The sequence below is a fragment of the Nocardia sp. NPDC102475 genome (assembly GCF_055584605.1).
The window spans coordinates 1-17,907 of sequence record NZ_JBVJLS010000029.1 but is presented as its reverse complement, the minus strand read 5'-3'; the positions used below and the strand labels follow the sequence as shown (position 1 = coordinate 17,907).

Sequence of the window (17,907 nt, the reverse complement as noted above, 5' to 3'; positions counted from 1 at the left end):
GCGACGAACCGCGGTACCCACGGTCGCCGCCTTCTGAGCTCCCCCGATAACCCCCTTGCGAGGTACCGCGCTCGGAACCGCCCCCTGCGGCCCCGCGCTGCGTACTTCCCCGTTGGGCCGAACGCATATCGCGTGCGTTTCGGCCTGCGCCGCCCCTGGTGGGCTGGTCGCTTCTGTTCCTACGATCCGGTGTGCCATCTCGGCGAGCGGGCGTATTCATGTTGTCCTGTCAGTCTTCTTCGGTACCGAGATCCAAATCGGTCTCGGCGGATTTCTTCAACCTGGTGTAACGGGGGTCCGTATCCAGGCTCTCGTTGATCTCGTCGATCAGGTCGACGCCCGGCAGCAGGGGCGCCAGTGGCGGCAGATCGGACAGCGATGCGAGTCCGATCCGCTCCAGGAACAGTTCGGTCGTGCAGTACTGCGTGCCGTTCGTTTCCGGGTCGACCCCGGCCTCGGCGATCAATCCGCGAGCCAGCAGGGTTCGCATCACACCGTCGACGTTCACGCCGCGCACCGCACTGACCCTGGCCCGGGTCACCGGTTGGCGGTATGCCACCACCGCCAATGTTTCCAAAGCGGCCCTGGTCAATTTCGACCGGGCGCCATCGAGCAGCATCCGTTCCACATACGGCGCGTACTCGCTGCGAGTATAGAAGCGCCACCCGTCACCCACGAAACGCAGATCGATGCCACTGGCCCGCGCGGACAGTTCCGCGGCCATTTCGTGCAGCGCCCGCTCCACCCGCGCCGGTTTGTCCTGCAACGCGTCGGCCAGCAGTTCTACCGGGGCCGGAGTGTCCACAATGAGCAGCATCGCCTCCAAGGCCGACCGGAATTCATCGTCATCCAGCGGTTCGGGCGTGAACTCCGCCACTTCGTCACCGGAACCGGCGTCGGCGTCTTTTTTGCTCTTCGTCGCACGTGCGGTCGTCGTCGCACTTACAGAAGCCGGGGCCTCGTCCCTACCACTCCCCAGCCGCGTCTCACTCGGTCCTCCAGCGACACCGTCGCCATCCTCCGTGCTCGGCGCTACCTGCTCGCTGACACTCGGCTCGGTCGTGCCCCAGGAATCGCCGTCGACGATCGGACTGCTTACGGCCTCGGTCGCACCTGCCGAAGCTGCGGGCTCCTCGCCCCCACCGCTCGTCGGCGGCGTAGCAGTGCGCCCCGCGACGCCTTCGACTCCGCGCGATGCCTGCCCGCTGAGGCTCGGCTCGACCGCGCCCGAGGAATCCGGGTCGACAACTCGACTGCTTACAGCCGCCGCTCCCGGGTCGCTCGAGATCGCCGCATCCCCGGCATCGTCACCGATCGAATTCGCCGCATTGCCGTCGGATACGGGCGCGCTCGCATCCGCGGTGTCTTCGATGAACTCACCACGCCCACTCGACGCCGCCTTGTCGACGCTCGATTCTGCGGCGCTCGCGCCCACCGCGACACCGCCGCTCGAACTCAGCGCCGCATTGCCGTCGGATCCTGGCACGCTCGCATCCGCGGCGTCTTCGATGAACTCATCACTCGACGATGCCGCCTCGTCGCCCGATTCCACTGCGCTCGCGCCCAATGCGTCGCCGCTCCGCGCGATCACTGCACGATTACCACCGTCGACCTGCTCGCCCACCATCCCGGTGTCATGCTCGATGCCGTTGTGCTCGAGGGGTGTCGCATCGTCGGTGCGCTCACTCACCCGTAGTCCTCCTCGATGGTCACGGTGTCGGCGGTCTCGTCCTTGGGGTCGCCGGTCCAGCTGATCGAGAGCGGGCCGAGCGGGTCGGGCTGGTCGAACTCGATCGTCTTGCCCCGGTACAGCTCGAGCAGCGCCAGAAAGCGGGCGACGATCTGGATCGGCACATCACAGTCGGCGACCAGTTCGCCGAAGGTCGTCCAGCCGCCCGGTCCGCGCAGTTTGAGCTGTTCGAGCACGAGCGCAGCCTGTTCGGCGACCGAGAAGGCGTGCTGGTGCAGGTGGTCGAGTCCAACCCGCGGCGCCGGGCGAGGCCGGAAGGCCGTCGCGGCGATCGCGGCGAACTGGTTTGCGTCAACTCCCAGCGTAACCTCGGGCAGCAGGTCGGCGTAGCGCTCCTCCAGCCCGACCGCGCGCGGGTAACGCCGCAACGCGACCGCCTCCAGTTCCCCGAGCAGTTCGGCGACCTGTTTGAACGCGCGGTACTGCAGCAGCCGGGCGAAGAGTAGATCGCGTGCCTCGAGCAGTTCGAGATCCTCGGCGTCGGTCACCTCACCGGACGGCAGCAGTCGCGCCGCCTTGAGGTCGAGCAATGTCGCCGCGACGACAAGGAATTCGGTGGTCTGATCCAGGATCTTGTCCGCACGCAACGCCTGATGCCCGATGCTGGCGGTCAAAGCCTTTGTGTAGGCAATGAATTCGTCGGTCACCTGATGCAACGCGACCTCGGTGACATCGAGCTTGCGCGAACTGATCAGATTCAGCAGCAGATCGAACGGCCCTTGGAAGTTGCTCAGCCGCAGCTGGAACCCGGAGGTCTGGGCCGCCGGCTCGCTCTCGCTGCCAGGTCTACCGGGCGGATCATCCGCGGCCGAGTCGTTCGCAGCCGACGCGGCACGCCCGGCACCGGAGTCCCGATCGACGAACTCATCAGACTCCGAGCCGAGCGTATCCGTGTTCGTCGATGGCGCCGGTTCCGTACCGCCGATCACCGGCCGGACCGGTGGATGACTTCCCGCGCCATCGCCCGATATGCTTCGGCCCCACTGGATTTCGGTGCCCACGTGGTGATGGGTTCACCCGCGACGCTGGCGTCCGGAAAACGTACGGTGCGCGCGATCGCCGTGTCGTACACCAGGTCGCCGAACACTTCGACGACGCGCGCCATGACCTGACGCGAATGCAGTAGCCGCGCATCGAACATGGTCACAACGATGCCGTACAGGCTCAGGCGCTGGTTCAAGCGGTCCCGCACCTTCTCTACGGTGTCGTTGAGCAGGGCGAGTCCGCGCAGCGAAAAGTATTCGCACTCCATCGGAATGATCACGCCGTCGGAACAGGCCAGCGCATTCACGGTGAGCAAGCCGAGCGACGGCTGGCAGTCGATGAGGATGTAGTCGTAGCGATCGCGCACCGATTCCAGGGCGCGGCCCAGTGTCTGCTCCCGGCCGACCTCGTTGACCAGCTGGATCTCCGCGGCCGACAGATCGATATTGCTCGGCAGCAGGTCCAGATTCTCGACGCGGGTCTCCATCAGGACATCATCGATCGAGACCTTGGATCCGATGAGCAGGTTGTGCACGGTCAGATCGAGATCGTGGTGGGCCACACCCAATCCCGCCGACAGCGCACCCTGCGGATCCAGGTCGACCAGCAACACCCGCCGACCGAACTCCGCGAGCGCGGCGCCCAGGTTGATGGTCGAGGTGGTCTTGCCGACGCCCCCCTTCTGATTGCACATCGCGACGATCAGCGCATCACCGTGGTTTTCGACCGGCGGCGGGTCGGGCACAACACGCAGCGGGCGCCCGGTCGGGCCGAGCGTCGCATCGTCGGGGACGGGATCGACGCCGTCGCCCCACAGCGTTTCCGCCGCGGCGGCCGAGTACGGACCCGTCCGGGGACCCGTAAGCGGCTGCGCCCCAGCACTCATCGGCGGCTCTGCCGCACCCGCTGTCGTCACGATCCGCTGCTCCTTATACGTTCCTGCCCGTTGCCTTCGCCCGACTCCGGCATCATCTGCCCGAGCGTAGCGAGGCCGATCAGGCCCGACCTCGCTTTCGTACGGTCCAGCTCTCGATAGACGCTACCGCTTGACAGCGCAAGACCCATGCTCGGACACGCGACACCCGCGTTTACCTGCGCAGGCGTCCACTCCCCTAACGCCAATCGGGTCCGCCGTCGAAATGGACGTCGAACCGATCGTGGAGCTCATCCATGCTGTCCCAATCCGCCTCACCCCGAGCGATACGACCGAGCTGCCGGAAGTACTCGAACCGGACGATACCCGGTGTGAGTACCGCGAAGAACTCGGCGGGACCGTCCGCGGACGCCCCGAAGGCATGGACAGTACCCGGCGGAACCACCACCAGGCCACCCTTCGCGATCGCATGCTGTTCGCCGTCGACGAGGAATTCCATGGTCCCGTCCAGGACATAGAAGATTTCCGTGGACTTCGTGTGATGGTGCGGCCTGGTCCCATCCGCGCCCGCCCGCAGGACGAGCCGATTCGCTCCGAACAGCCCATCGGTGTTCTCGCTGTCCTCGAGCAACTGGAACGATCCGCCACCGGGCAGCGCCACCGCCTCGACATCGCGCTCCTGAACGATGAAAGCCTTTGCCATCCAACTCACCTCACGTCGGTATGCCGAGATCACCCGATCCCGACATACCGACACAACCGGACCGCGGTCCTATTTCTTCCGCGGCGGTCGCCGGAGTCCAGCGGGTCAGCGGGCGCGGGGGTGAGCTGTTGCCCAAACCTCACGAAGCGTGTTCACGGTGACCAAGGTGTAGATCTGAGTAGTCGTCACCGACGCATGTCCCAGAAGTTCCTGGACCACACGCACATCCGCACCCCCGTCGAGCAAATGCGTTGCGAAGGAATGACGCAGCGTATGCGGCGAAACGGTAGCCCCGATGCCCGCCCGCTCGGCGGCGGTCTGCAAAACCTGCCAGGCACTCTGCCGCGACAACCGTCCACCGCGTGCATTCAGAAACAGCGCGCCCGCACTGCCTTTCCCGTTCGCGGCGAGCACCGGCCTCCCCCGGACAAGATAGGCGTCGACAGCCGCCAGCGCGGGCCTGCCGATCGGAACCATGCGCTGCTTGCCGCCCTTGCCGTGCAACACAACAGCGCGTTCCTCGGGATCGAGATCGTCCACATCGAGCCCGACCATCTCCGAAATCCGCGCCCCGGTCGAATACAGCAGCTCGAGCAGCGCCCGATCGCGCAATCCGCGCGGCCCGCCGTCGGTTCCGACCCCATTCGCGTCATCGATCGGCCCGCCACCAGCCGCCTCCAGCAGCCGCAATACCTCGTCGTACGGCAGCGCTTTCGGCAATCGACGTCCCGGTGTCGGCGGCTTCACCGCATGCGCGACATCGGTACTCGTCATACCCTCCGCCGCGGCGAAGCGATGCAGCCCGCGCACCGCGATCAAGGCACGAGCGACCGAACTCGCGGCCAGCGGCGGGTGTGTATCCCCACCCGCCCGCAGCACCATCGTGAACTCCGCGACATCGGATTCGGAGACCTGCTCGAGTGCCGCAACCCCGCGCCCGGTCAGGAAATCCCGATACCGGTCGAGATCGCGACGGTACGCACCGAGGGTGTTGCGGGCGGCGCCGCGCTCGACCGCAAGATGATCGAGGTAGGCGTCCACCTCCCGCGCGAGCACCGCCCGGACCCGTCAGTCTTCGGACTGCCGCTGCGCCTTGCGACGCAGGAAGGCGGTGGGCTGCCCCGGCCACGCCGCGTCGGCCGGACGCAACTGCACCCCGCCCGCCCTGGCGGCCGCGAGCGCGAGCAGACCGGCAACAGCCGTGGCATTGACGATCTCACCGGCCAATGCGGCCCGCACGGCCTCGTCCACCGGCAGGCGAACCAGTTCCAGGTCCGCCTCCTCCAATTCTGGTTCCGGCCGGTCGGTTTCGTACAGACCCCGCGCGGCATACACCCGCAGCGCCTCATCGGTGAATCCGGGCGACAGCGCGACATCCACCAAAACCGACCATTCCCTGGCGGCCAGTCCGGTCTCCTCGGCCAATTCGCGCTTGGCCGCTGCCAGCGGATCCTCGCCGGGCACATCGAGCAGTCCGGCGGGCAGCTCGAGCAGCCGCCGACCGATCGGATGCCGATACTGCCTGATCAGCACCACATTGTCGGCATCATCGATGGCCGCAACCGCAACCGCCGCATGATGTTCGATCACCTCGCGCTCGACGACGCGTCCGCCCGGCATTGCCACCTGGTCGAGGCGCAAGGCGAGGATGGCACCGCTGTACACGGTCTTGCTCGCCACTGTCTCGAAGTCGTGGCTGCCCGGCTGGGCTCCCCCGTTATCACTCATCTACGACGCCTGATCTGCGTTCGCGAACTCTTCGTCCGGGATATCGACCGGAAGCCGCTCGGCCAGTTTATATTTCAGCGCCGCCGCGATCAGCGCCGCGAACAATGGATGCGGGCGAGTCGGGCGGCTCTTGAGCTCCGGATGCGCCTGGGTGGCCACAAAGAACGGATGCTTATCCGCAGGCAGCTCGACGAATTCGACCAGATGTCCGTCGGGGGAGGTACCGCTGAATTTCAAACCGCTGGTGGCGATCTTGTCGCGGTAGGCGTTGTTCACCTCGTAGCGATGCCGGTGCCGCTCGGAGACCTGGTCGGTGCCGTAGGCCTGCGCGACCACCGAACCCTTCTGCAGCGTCGCCGGGTAGGCGCCGAGGCGCATGGTGCCGCCGAGATCGGCCTCACCGGCCACGATCTCCTCCTGATCGGCCATGGTGGAAATCACCGGATGCGGTGTATCCGGCTCGAATTCGGCCGAATTCGCTTCGGCCAGACCGATCGAGCGCGCGGCTTCGATGACCACACACTGCAAGCCAAGACACAGACCGAGCAGCGGAAGACCCCTGGTCCGCGCATATTTGATGGCGCCGACCTTGCCCTCGATGCCACGGATACCGAACCCGCCCGGAATCAGCACCGCGTCCACATCGCGCAGCGCGGCCTGCGCACCCGCCGGGGTCTCGCACTCATCCGACTGCACCCAGCGGATATTCACCTTGGCCCGCGAAGCGAATCCACCCGCGCGCAACGCCTCGGTCACCGACAGATACGCATCAGGCAGATCGACGTACTTGCCGACGAGTGCGACCTCGACGGTCTCCCGCGGCTGGTGCACCCGATCCAGCAGATCGCCCCACACGGTCCAGTCCACATCCCGGAACGGCAGCCCGAGCCTGCGCACCACATAGGCGTCGAGGCCTTCACGGTGCAGCACCTTGGGAATGTCGTAGATCGACGGCGCGTCCGGCGTGGAGATGCATGCGTCCACATCGACGTCGCACATCAGCGCGATCTTGCTCTTGAGCGCCTGCGGCACCTCCCGATCGCAACGCAGGATCAGCGCGTCGGGCTGGATACCGATATTGCGCAGCGCGGCCACCGAGTGCTGGGTCGGCTTGGTTTTGAGCTCACCCGACGGCGCGAGGTAGGGCACCAGCGAGACGTGCAGGAAGAACACATTGTCCCGGCCCACATCGTGGCGGATCTGGCGCGCGGCCTCGAGGAAGGGTTGCGATTCGATATCGCCGACGGTGCCACCGATTTCGGTGATCACCACGTCGGGCACCTGCCCCTGTAGATCCGGCCCCTGCATCGCCAGGATGCGACTCTTGATCTCGTCGGTGATGTGCGGGATAACCTGCACCGTGTCACCGAGGTATTCACCGCGACGCTCCTTGGCGATCACCGACGAATAGATTTGCCCGGTAGTCACATTCGCGTCCCGGGACAGGTCCCGATCGAGGAACCGCTCATAGTGGCCGACATCGAGATCGGTCTCCGCGCCGTCCTCGGTGACGAACACTTCGCCGTGCTGGAACGGATTCATGGTGCCCGGATCGACGTTCAAGTACGGGTCGAGTTTCTGCATGGTCACCCGCAGTCCGCGCGCGGTCAGCAGCTGACCGAGGCTGGAGGCGGTAAGACCCTTACCCAATGAGGAGGCGACACCACCGCTGACGAAGATGTGCTTCGTGGCCGTTCGCGCCTGATTCCGTGTATGACCCACGGGTCTTCACGGTAACACGAAATTGCTGGTCTGATCACACACCACGCACGTTTGCCACCGAGTCGCTGCGATCGATCGGATCCGCACTGTGCGCCATGTTCGCAGCACCGGGCATCGCGGGTCCGGCGGGTCAGCTCGAGGGCAGTGCGACGAGTGTGAGGGAGGTCGCCTTGGTGCCGGTTCCGTATCGGCCCGCGCCGCCGTTGAGCTGCTCGCTCAGGCCGAGCACGGTGGTGACGCGGCCGATATCGCGGTCGAGATTGTCGACGGTGGTGACGGCGGTGGCGAGCGCGGCGTCGGAACGAATGATCGCGATCGGACCCGGATTGTCGGCGGCGCCGGATCGGCCCGCCAGCACCGCCCCCGCACCGCGACCACGCAGGGCGCCGACGAATCGGGCGATATTGCTGCCCTGACTGTTCTCGCTGGACTTCGCGCCATCGCCGGTGACGACAACGGCGAGGTTCGCGGCCTGCGTCGGGTTGTCGCCGTAGGCGAGGAAACCGCCGCCGCGCAACGTCTCCAGCACCAGGCTCAACTCCTGCGGGGTGCTGCGCGGTTGCGCGCTCGCGGGATCGAGCAGCAGCACCAGGCCGAGCAGATCGCCCGCCATACTGCCCTGATCCACCTGGCCGGTGCGCAGTTGCGCGCCCGCGGGAATGATATTGGTGACCGCGGTGCGCATCCGGTCGCCCTCGGCGGCGTCGAGGAAGGCGTCGTCGAGTGCGATGCGGCCGGTCACGGTGGCGCCCGAGGTTTCCAGATCCTTCGCGACGGCCTCGACATCGGCGGGTTCGGCATCGGGGGTCGTGAAAACCACGACGCTGCGGTCGGTGAGCGTGCCGCCGAGGATCCGCCCCGCCGATCCGGCGATGAACCGGTCCGCGGCATTCATTTCGTCGCCGAACCGCCGGTTCTGATCGGTGGCCACGTCGAGCTGTTTGCGCAGATCCGTTTTATCCGCGCGCAATCCGGACAGCAGGTCCGCCGCTACGGTCTGCGACCCGAGCACCACGCCGAGGGCGAGGGCCAGGAAGATCGCGACGATCGAAACCGCGTGCTGCCGAATCGAAATCATCGGGTCCCTCCCGCACCGGCTAGGCCCTCGGCCCACAGCACGAACCGGTTCCAGGTATCGGCCGCCCAATCCAGCGCCTCGGTCCCCATATTCGAGGCGAGCATGGCCACGATCACCGCGACCAGTGCGGCGAGTACCACCATCGCGATGGCGGTGCCGGACACCCGGTTTCGGTAGAGCGTGGCGACGGCCTTGGCATCCATGAGTTCGGTGCCAATTTTCAGTCGGGTGAGGAAGGTCGCCGGATTGCTCTCGCGGCGGCCGCGGTCGAAGAAATCGTCCAGCGAGGCGGCGGCGCCGGCGGTCACGATCAGCGATGCGCCGTGGTGGTGAGCCAGTAGCAGGGCCAGGTCGGAAGGTGCGCCGGACGACGGAAAGGTCGTCGCGCCGATGCCGAGATCCTGGATGCGTTCCAGCCCCTTGGCGTGGCCGTCGGTATCGGCGGGAAGAATCATCTCGGCACCGGATTTCAAGGTGGCGGTGGTGATTTCGTCCGGGTCGCCGACGATCAGATCGGGGCGGTAGCCCTGCTTGATCAAGGTGTCCGCCCCGCGGCCGACGCCGACCATGATCGGCGCGTACTCCTTGATGAAGGGCTTCAGTCGCTTGAGATCGTCGGCGTGCTCGGGGCCGTCGGCCACCACGACCACATGCCGATTCTTCATGTCGAGTTCGAGCTCCGGCACCCCGATACCGTCGATGAGCAGCGCACTCTCGGTGCGAACGAATTCGATGGTGTTGCCCGCGAAGGCCTCCAGATGATCGGCGAGACCGTTGCGCGCCTCGATCATCCGCTCAGCGACATCGGATTCGGTCAGCTCGATGCCCGTGACCAGGACCTCGGGCTCCTTCTTGACCAGCTTGTCGGAGTAGACGACGCCCTCATCGATGCGGACCTTGGTGCCGTCCTTGATCCGGAAGGCATCCGAACTCACGGTGTCCAGCAGCAGAATTCCGTTGGCGACCAGCACTTCCGGCCCCAGATTGGGATAGCGGCCCGAGATCGATGGCGAAGTATTCACCACCGCGACCACACCCGCCTCGACCAACCGATCGGCGGTGAGCCGATCCAGATCCATCTCGTCGAGTATTACGACATCACCGGGCCCGACCCGCTTCAGCAGACGCCTGGTGTTGCGGTCAACCCGAGCTGTCCCGGTCAACCCGGGCAGCGCTTCGGTGCTCTTCGACAACAACGCCAACATCTTCATGTGGCCGATCCTGTCCGCAAACCCTCAACCATTGATGGAGGCGCGCCGAATCACCTATCACATTCGTCACTGTGATAACACGAACACCACGCCGCGCCGAGAGCGCGCCAACAAGTACCCGTATGCTGCGGGTCACAGATATCCCGAATAGGAGTCACCATGGTCAGCAGTACCGTCGATGCCGTGATCGCGGCACCGCGCGATGTCGTCTACAAGTTCTTCACCGAGCGGGATGGCATCAACCCGTACATCCCGGTCGACTTCACCCTGAAGACCCCCGGCTCGCCCACCCCGACAGGCGTCGGCGCGCAGTACTTCATCGGCAAGGCCGGCGTCGGCATCGTCGAGGAGACCACCAAGCTGGTCCCCGGCGAACTCATGGAATACAAGATCATCAAGGGTGCGCCGGTGAAGCGGCACGTCGGCACCATCACCTTCACCGACACCGATAAAGGCACCCTGGTCTCCTACACGATGGAGTCCGAGCCCAGCCTTCCCGTCCCCGCGAAGGTTCTGGAATTCGGCCTGAAGAACCTCATCAACCAGTTCATCAAGGGCGCCCAAAAAGCCCTGCGCTGACTCCTCAGGCGAGGGAGCGTTCGGCGCGGGCGGTTTCGAGCAGCTCCTCGGCGTGGGCGCGGCCGGTTTCGGTGTCATCGAGACCGGCCAACATGCGAGCCAATTCGATGACGCGCTCATCCTTGGTCAATGCCCGGACGCCACTGTTGACCTTGCCCTTGCCGTCATCGGACTTGTCCACCACCAGATGGGTGTCGGCGAATGCCGCGACCTGCGGCAGGTGGGTCACCACGATCACCTGATGGGTGCGCGCTAGCCGAGCCAGTCGGCGGCCGATCTCGACCGCGGCCCGGCCGCCGACACCGGCGTCGACCTCGTCGAACACCATGGTCGCGCCATGATCCGAACTGGCGAGCACCACTTCGAGAGCCAGCATCACGCGCGACAGCTCCCCACCGGATGCGCTCTTGCTCAACGGCAACGACTGCGCGCCGGAATGCGCGGACAGCCGGAATTCCACCTCGTCGACACCGGTCGAACCCGCGTGCAATTCCTGCCCGTCCACCGACAGCGGCGCGGAATCCTGCGGGCTCGCCGGCACCGGCCGCACCACGACCTCGAGCTTCGCCTTACCCATCGCAAGGCCACCGAGTTCGGCGCTCACCGCCGAGGCGAGCTTGCCCGCCGACTTGGTGCGCGCCGCAGTCAATTTGCGTGCCGCTTCCCGAACGCGGTCCGCGGCGATATCCACCTCCGCCGCCAGCGCGGCCAATGCCTCTTCGGAGACATCTAGCGAGCCGAGACGCGTGCGCGCCTCATCCGCCCACGCGATGACCCCGTCGATATCCGGTGCGTACTTGCGCGTCAGCGATTTCAACTCAGCCTGCCGGGTGAGCAGCGAATCCAATGCGCCCGGGTCCGAAGGCAAATCCGAAAGATAGCCACTGAGCTCGGTGGTGAGATCGACGACCACCGCGATGGCCTCACCGAGCCGCGGCCCGAGCGCGGTCAGCGCCGGATCGTGGGCCGATTCGATGCGGGCCCGCGCGCCGCCGAGCAATTCCAGTGCGCCCGAACCGTCTTCGGGCGAATCGGCGGGACCGGCCAACGCATCGTGCGCGATCGCGGCGGCCTCACGCAGCGAATCCAGATCGCTGAGCCTGCGCACCTCGTCCACGATGCGCTCGTCCTCACCGGGTTCCGGTGCGATGGCATCGATTTCGGCCAGCGAATACTTCAGCCGGTCGGCCTCCAGCGCGAGTTCCCTACTGCGCGCGGTACGTTCGAGCAGCTCACTGCGGGCGTCGAGCCAGGATCGCCGTTGCACCTGGTACTTACGCAGCAGCGAACCGACCGTATCGGCGGCGAACTGATCCAGCGCGGACAACTGCTGATCCGGACGCTGCAGGCGCAGCTGGTCGTTCTGACCGTGCACGGTCAGCAACGGCGCGGTGAAATCGGCGAGGACAGAGGCGGGTACGCCGCGCCCACCCAGGTGTGCGCGGGAACGTCCGTCACTGCCGACGGTGCGGATCGCGATGATGCTGCCGTCGTCATCGCGTTCGGCCGCGGCCGATTCCAGGACTTCCTGCACTTGCTTCTGCGCGGTGGTATTCACCTCCTCGACGGTGAACCGCCCCTCGACCACGGCCCGGTCCGCACCCAACCGGACACGGCCCGCATCGGCCCGCGCTCCGCTGAGCAGGTGCAGGCTGGTCACCACCATGGTCTTACCGGCGCCGGTCTCACCGGTCAGAACCGTCAGCCCCTCATGGAATTGCGCGGTGGCCGTGGATATGACGCCAAGCCCGTCAATCCTGATCTCTGTCAGCAACTAGTCCTCACCCACCCCACCGGCGGCCATCCCCCGGCTGATCTCCGGTGGCCGTCGGCCACGCCAGCCTGTCACGGGCAATTGGAATTTGCGCACCATCCGGTCCGCGAACGGTGCGGAATCCAACCGCACCCACCGCACCGGTTCGGCGCCACGGACCGCCTCGAGCCGGCCGCCCTTCGGCAATGCCAGGGTGCGCCTGCCATCCAGGAAAACTATCGCATCATGGCCCGCCGCAACGGATTCGACCGCGATCCTGGACTCCGGACTGGTCACCAGCGGCCGTGCGAACAGGGCGTGCGCATTGCTCGGAATCACCAGCAGCGCTTCGAGTTCCGGCCACACCACCGGGCCGCCCGCGGAGAACGCATAGGCGGTCGATCCGGTCGGTGTGGAGATCAGGATGCCATCGCAACCGAACTGCGAAACCGGCCGCCCGTCGACCTCCAGGACCACCTCCAGCACACCCATGCGCGAGGCGTTCTCGATGCTGGCTTCATTGAGCGCCCAACCGGTTTCGACGATCTCGTCGTCCACCCGGACGTTCACATCGATGGTCATCCGATGCTCGAGGCGGTAATCGCCGCGGACCACGCTCGCCAATGCCTCGTCGAGGTGTTCGGCCTCGGCCTCGGTCAGAAAACCGATGCGGCCCAGGTTGATTCCGAGCACCGGCACCCCCGCTGGCCTGGCCAGTTCGGCCGCGCGCAGGAAGGTGCCGTCACCGCCGAGCGAAAGCACCATCTCGCAGCCCACCGCCGCGTCCGGGCAATGCTCGACCACGCGCGCCGGATATCCGCCCGGTTCCGCGACGGCCGTCCCGCCGGAGGTGTCGGGCTCGCAATCGAATCGGGTGCTGTCCGCCTCGTCCGCGAGCACGCGCAGCCCGATACCCGCATCCGCGAAAATCTTCGCGACACGATGAGCGGTTTCGATGATCTCCGCCCGGCCCGGATGCGAAACCAGCAGAATCTCTCTGGATTCGGCCGGCGTCAGCGCGTTCACTGTGGACCCTCCTCAACCGCACGTTCGACAAGCGCCGCGACCTGCTCGCCGTCGTACTCGAGCTGCCCGTCTTTACGCAGCCACACAAAGTATTCGACATTGCCCGATGGGCCGGGCAGCGGGCTGGCCACCACCCCGACCGTGCGCAAGCCCAATTCGCCGGCCGCCGCCGCGACATCGCGCACCACTTCCGCGCGCAATGCGGGATCACGCACCACACCGCCGGAGCCTACTCGCTCCTTGCCCACCTCGAACTGGGGTTTGACCATAGGCAACAGGTCGGCACCCGACGCGGAGCAGGCCGCCAGGGCGGGCAGCACCAGATTCAGCGAGATGAACGACAGATCGCCGACAACCAGTTCGACGGTGCCACCGATGGATTCGGGGGTGATGGCGCGAACATTGGTGCGATCGAAAACTTGCACCCTGTCGTCGTTCTGCAGCCGCCAGATCAGCTGGCCGTAGCCGACATCGACGGCGACGACCTCACGCGCCTGCCTGGAGAGCAGTACGTCGGTGAAGCCACCGGTCGACGCACCGGCATCCAGGCAGCGCTTCCCACCGACGGTCAAGCCCAGGGGTTCGAAAGCTTCGAGCGCGCCGAGCAGCTTATGCGCACCGCGCGACGCCCACGACACCTCGTCGGGCTCCTCGCGCACGACCAACGGCGTGCCGGTCTCGACAGCAGTCGCCGGCTTCACAGCGACCGTTCCAGCAATCAGGACGCGGCCCGCACCGATCAGCTCGACCGCATGTTCACGCGATCGCGCCAATCCGCGGCGAACCAGTTCGGCGTCCACCCGCGCGCGCCTGGCCACCTCAGATCTTGTCCACCGTGGCCAGTGCCTGTACGAGCACCTCATGCGCCTGTTCCAGGATGCGGGCGCGCCGGGTGATATCGGCGCCGGAATCGGAGGCCGTCGGCGGGGGCGCCGCCAGGCCGGCCCAGGCCGGACGCGCGTCGAGTTCGGCGAGCAGACCGTCGATCTCGGCGCGGATCCGCTCGGGGTCGGCTGGCTCCGGGCGTCCCTGTGCACCCGGCAGATGCTGGCCGGGCAGCGGTGGCCCGGGGCGCGGTCCATTCGAGCCGGGTCCGTTGGGGCGTGGCATCGGAGTAGTCATCGTGGGGTCAACGCTATCGGATTTCCGAACCGGACGCCTGCACCCTTACGGCTCGTCCCGGGTTACGGCGCAAGCGTTCCGCCAAGTCGTGGGCGAGGTCGGTCGCCTCGTCCTCGATAGGCGGATGATTCAGCGCGTCCAATGACTCCGAGACGTAGGTCGGGATCCGGTCCGCCGGGGCGTCGCGTAGTTCGTCGAGGGTGCTCACGCCGGTCAGGACCAGTAGCGATTCGAGGCCGACGCGGTTGGCGCCCTCGATATCTGTGTCCAGGCGGTCGCCCACGACCAGCGCGCTGCGTGTTCCGGCGCGCACCAAGGCGTCCTCCATTAGTGGCGCATAGGGTTTGCCCGCTACCACCGGTTCTCTGCCGGAGGCGGCACGCAATGCCGCGACCATGGCGCCGTTGCCGGGCGCGAGGCCACGCTCGTTCGGCAGCGTCTTATCGGTATTGGCGGCAACCCACAATGCTTCGGCGCTCAGCGCGTAGGCCGCCTCGGCCAGATCCGGCCACGCGGTTTCGGGTGAATGTCCTTGTACGACAGCATCTGGTGCGGCGCCGTTGAAGCGCCGGATCGAACGCAGCCCGACCGCTTCGATCTCTTTGGCCAGGTCATCGGTGCCGACGATCAACACCGTCGCCCCGGAATCGAGCCGCTCAGCCAACAACCGTGCCGCCGCCTGCGCACTGGTCACGACATCATCGGTTTCCGCCGCGAACCCGAGCGCGGCCAAATGCCGCGCGACCACATCCGGACCGCGACTCGCATTGTTCGTGACATATACAAGCCGCTGTGCCGCATCGAAATCCGCCAACGCCTCCGGCGCGCCCTGGATCACCTCCGGCCCGCGATACAGCGTGCCGTCCAGATCCAGCAGCAGGGCTTCATACCGCTCTCGTAGCCGCTTCACACCACTCTCACTCCATGTAACCGACCGACACCTTCCCGAACCCTACGCCAGCCCGACGACAGGAAAATGACGGCGTCGACCGACCGTATGCCGCAAACCCATTCCGAGCCCACGCTCGAATTGACAGTGCGATGTGCGATATCGCCTAGCCAGTGCGTTGCGCGATGTTCGCAGTCAGCAATGACGACGAGCCACCAGAACCGCCCGGATATCCGGCGGGCGGTGCACAACCCTGAGAAGTCACGCCTTCGCTGGATAGCGCCCGACGTGAGACCGTGCTGCCGCTTCCGACAAGACCCGGGCAACTTCTCTACCCGCACCCTTTTGACAGGCTGCCCGACTGGATCGTCCCGGCACTGCCGATGACGCGGACGACGCGACCTGTTTCGCGCCGGTCCGGCTCTCTTGTGTGACTGCCCTGAGTCGACGAACTCTTCGGCGTCGGGTTCCCAGCCGCTGTGCCTATAGGTCGGTGTCGCCGGTTAGTTCCTCGGCGCGCTCCTCGGCATCGGTTTCGCCGTCGAGGTCGGCGGAGGCTGCGTTGAGGAACCAGGTGAGGCCCTCGGCGGTGCGACCTGCGGCGACCAGGGCATCGGCATAGGCGTAGAAGAGACGGGCGGCGGCGGAGCCGGTGCGGGAGGGGTCGAGTTCCGAGGTCTGCAGGGTGACTACTGCCTGGTCGTATTGGCCGAGGTCCATGCGGGCGCCGGCGACCACGATGCGGAGTTCGGTGGCCTCGTCACCGCGCAGGGCACGGGCCTCGTCGCTGCGGCCCAGTTCGATGGCGCGTTCGGGACGGCCGAGGCCGCGTTCGCAGTCGGCCATGACGGCGAGCAGACCGGAACCGCCGGACATCCGGCGGGCCGTGCGCAATTCGGAGAGGGCCTCGGCCCACTCGCCCGCGTGATACGCGGTGACCCCCGCGGTTTCGCGGACCACGGCAATGCGGCCGGCGCGTTGGCGGGCGGCCCGAGCATGAGCCAAAGCGAGACGCGGATCATCGTCGATGAGTCGGGCCGCCATCACGAGATGCCGGGCGACCGTTTCGGCATTGCTCTTGTCCAGACTCAGCAGGTCGCGACGCACCTCGGTTTCGAGGTCGGCGGCCTGGACGTCATCGGGCAGATCCGGCTCTTCGGGACGCGCCGCGCGTCGATCAGCCGAACCACCCCCGGTACGCGCGCCCTCGCCGCCACGACGACGATCCTGCGCGTCGTCGCCACGGGTCCAGCCGCCGCGCTGACCGGAGTCACCGCCACGGTTGAAACCACCGCGTGGTCCGGCGTCATCGCGTCGCTTGAACCCGGTGCCTTCGTTCACGTCGCCGCGCTGACTCGAGTCGCCACCACGCTTGAAACCGCCGCGCTCACCGCTGCCACCACGGCCGACCCCACCGCGCTCCGCCGAGTCAGCACGGCGGAAACCACCGCGATCGCCCGAGTCAGCACGGTTGAAACCGCCGCGATCGCTCGAACCGCCGCGGCTGAAGCCCCCGCGATCGCCGGAACCACGGCTGGATCCGCCACGGTCACCAGAACCACTGCGGCCGAAGCCACTTCGATCGCCAGAATCACTGCGCTGACCCGAATCGCCACCACGTTTGAAGCCACGGCGCTCGCCGGAATCACCGCCACGGTTGAGACCGCCACGCTCACTGGAGTCGCCCCGATCGGAACGGCCGCGATCGCCGGAGCCACCTCGGCTGAACCCGCCCCGATCGCCCGCATCGCCGCGTCGGCCCGAATCACCGGTGCGGTTGAATCCGCCGCGTTCGTCCGAGCCACCACGGTTGAAACCACCTCTGTCGGCGGAATCACCGGAGCGCTTGAATCCGCCGCGCTCACCCGAGCCACCACGGTTGAAACCACGCTCGCCGGAATCATCACCACGCCGGCCGGAGTCGCCGCGCTCGGAACCGCCACGGCCGCCGCCGCGGTTGAAACCTCCGCGATCATCGGAACTGCGGTTGAAGCCGCCACGATTACCAGAGTCGCCACGCTCACCGGATCCGCTGCGCTTGAAACCACCGCGGTCGCCGGAGCTGCGATCATTGGAATCGTTGCGGCGGTTGGAGTCGCCGCGGTCGTTCGAACCACCCCGGGTCGAGTCGCTGCGCTTGAAGCCGCGCCGTTCACCGGAATCACCTCGGCCGGAAGAGCCGCGAGAGTCGCCGCCTCGATCGCGGTCGGGACCGTCCTGCCGGAAAGACTTCCGGCCGTCGTTCTGTTCCGACACGGTGGCCCCTTTCTAGGTTCCGCCAGAGGTTGTCGAACCCCTGAATTCAATCACGTGTCGGCAGTCGGGCCCGAACACGGCATAGATATAGGTGCATAAACGACGATAGGGGACCCAGTTCTGGGTCCCCTATCGTGAAGGATGTTCCGGCGGTGTCCTACTCTCCCACACCCTGTCGAGTGCAGTACCATCGGCGCTGGTGGCCTTAGCTTCCGGGTTCGGAATGGGACCG

The 17,907-nt window shown here is 66.5% G+C and carries 17 protein-coding genes and 1 rRNA gene; 1 reads left to right on the top strand and 17 read right to left on the bottom strand.

Annotated features, from left to right (window positions below; all coding sequences use genetic code 11):
* Window positions 1-229: 229 nt before the first annotated feature.
* The 9 genes from scpB to steA all read right to left on the bottom strand — a co-directional run bounded on the left by scpB (window position 230) and on the right by steA (window position 10,050).
* Window positions 230-877, bottom strand: a complete 648-nt coding sequence (gene scpB / locus ACZ60G_RS36780; protein WP_465816399.1) for an SMC-Scp complex subunit ScpB — start codon at window positions 875-877, stop codon at window positions 230-232.
* 809 nt (window positions 878-1,686) lie between these two features.
* A complete protein-coding gene (locus tag ACZ60G_RS36775; RefSeq protein ID WP_465816398.1) occupies window positions 1,687-2,490 on the bottom strand; it encodes a segregation and condensation protein A in 804 nt (267 codons plus the stop codon).
* 185 nt (window positions 2,491-2,675) lie between these two features.
* Window positions 2,676-3,620 carry a ParA family protein gene (locus ACZ60G_RS36770; protein ID WP_387298441.1) on the bottom strand — a complete coding sequence of 315 codons (945 nt, stop codon included), beginning with the start codon at window positions 3,618-3,620 and terminating at the stop codon, window positions 2,676-2,678.
* A gap of 226 nt (window positions 3,621-3,846) precedes the next feature.
* Complete coding sequence (locus tag ACZ60G_RS36765; protein WP_465816236.1) at window positions 3,847-4,311, bottom strand: cupin domain-containing protein; 465 nt, start codon at window positions 4,309-4,311, stop codon at window positions 3,847-3,849.
* Window positions 4,312-4,416: 105 nt separating this feature from the next.
* Window positions 4,417-5,367, bottom strand: a complete 951-nt coding sequence (gene xerD, locus ACZ60G_RS36760) for a site-specific tyrosine recombinase XerD (RefSeq protein WP_465816234.1) — start codon at window positions 5,365-5,367, stop codon at window positions 4,417-4,419.
* Between the two features lie 12 nt (window positions 5,368-5,379).
* Window positions 5,380-6,039, bottom strand: a complete 660-nt coding sequence (locus ACZ60G_RS36755) for an NUDIX domain-containing protein (RefSeq protein WP_465816232.1) — start codon at window positions 6,037-6,039, stop codon at window positions 5,380-5,382.
* Window positions 6,040-7,761 carry a CTP synthase gene (locus tag ACZ60G_RS36750; protein ID WP_465816230.1) on the bottom strand — a complete coding sequence of 574 codons (1,722 nt, stop codon included), beginning with the start codon at window positions 7,759-7,761 and terminating at the stop codon, window positions 6,040-6,042.
* Between the two features lie 130 nt (window positions 7,762-7,891).
* Complete coding sequence (locus ACZ60G_RS36745; RefSeq protein WP_465816228.1) at window positions 7,892-8,839, bottom strand: copper transporter; 948 nt, start codon at window positions 8,837-8,839, stop codon at window positions 7,892-7,894.
* On the bottom strand, window positions 8,836-10,050 hold the full coding sequence (gene steA / locus ACZ60G_RS36740) for a putative cytokinetic ring protein SteA (RefSeq protein ID WP_465816227.1): 1,215 nt from the start codon (window positions 10,048-10,050) through the stop codon (window positions 8,836-8,838). The genes ACZ60G_RS36745 and steA overlap by 4 nt, the downstream gene beginning before the upstream one ends.
* A gap of 159 nt (window positions 10,051-10,209) precedes the next feature.
* Here steA and ACZ60G_RS36735 point away from each other — a divergent pair, with 159 nt between their 5' ends.
* Window positions 10,210-10,629 carry an SRPBCC family protein gene (locus ACZ60G_RS36735; protein ID WP_465816226.1) on the top strand — a complete coding sequence of 140 codons (420 nt, stop codon included), beginning with the start codon at window positions 10,210-10,212 and terminating at the stop codon, window positions 10,627-10,629.
* Between the two features lie 4 nt (window positions 10,630-10,633).
* Here the strand turns inward: ACZ60G_RS36735 and recN are convergent, their stop codons facing one another.
* The 8 genes from recN to rrf form a co-directional block, all read right to left on the bottom strand.
* Window positions 10,634-12,403 (bottom strand): DNA repair protein RecN, encoded by a 1,770-nt coding sequence (recN, locus tag ACZ60G_RS36730; protein ID WP_465816224.1) that lies wholly within the window; start codon window positions 12,401-12,403, stop codon window positions 10,634-10,636.
* Window positions 12,404-13,408: an NAD kinase gene (locus ACZ60G_RS36725; protein WP_465816222.1), complete on the bottom strand. Its 1,005-nt coding sequence runs from the start codon at window positions 13,406-13,408 to the stop codon at window positions 12,404-12,406. It lies immediately after the preceding gene.
* Window positions 13,405-14,226 (bottom strand): TlyA family RNA methyltransferase, encoded by an 822-nt coding sequence (locus tag ACZ60G_RS36720; protein ID WP_465816220.1) that lies wholly within the window; start codon window positions 14,224-14,226, stop codon window positions 13,405-13,407. Before ACZ60G_RS36720 ends, ACZ60G_RS36725 begins: the two co-directional genes overlap by 4 nt.
* A gap of 1 nt (window position 14,227) precedes the next feature.
* On the bottom strand, window positions 14,228-14,530 hold the full coding sequence (locus ACZ60G_RS36715) for a hypothetical protein (RefSeq protein WP_387298433.1): 303 nt from the start codon (window positions 14,528-14,530) through the stop codon (window positions 14,228-14,230).
* A gap of 13 nt (window positions 14,531-14,543) precedes the next feature.
* Window positions 14,544-15,440: an HAD-IIA family hydrolase gene (locus tag ACZ60G_RS36710; protein ID WP_465816218.1), complete on the bottom strand. Its 897-nt coding sequence runs from the start codon at window positions 15,438-15,440 to the stop codon at window positions 14,544-14,546.
* Window positions 15,441-15,902: 462 nt separating this feature from the next.
* A complete protein-coding gene (locus ACZ60G_RS36705) occupies window positions 15,903-16,760 on the bottom strand; it encodes a tetratricopeptide repeat protein (protein ID WP_465816216.1) in 858 nt (285 codons plus the stop codon).
* Window positions 16,757-17,329 carry a hypothetical protein gene (locus ACZ60G_RS36700; RefSeq protein WP_465816215.1) on the bottom strand — a complete coding sequence of 191 codons (573 nt, stop codon included), beginning with the start codon at window positions 17,327-17,329 and terminating at the stop codon, window positions 16,757-16,759. The genes ACZ60G_RS36705 and ACZ60G_RS36700 overlap by 4 nt, the downstream gene beginning before the upstream one ends.
* Before the next feature lie 490 nt (window positions 17,330-17,819).
* A 5S ribosomal RNA gene (gene rrf, locus ACZ60G_RS36695) occupies window positions 17,820-17,907 on the bottom strand; the annotation flags it as partial.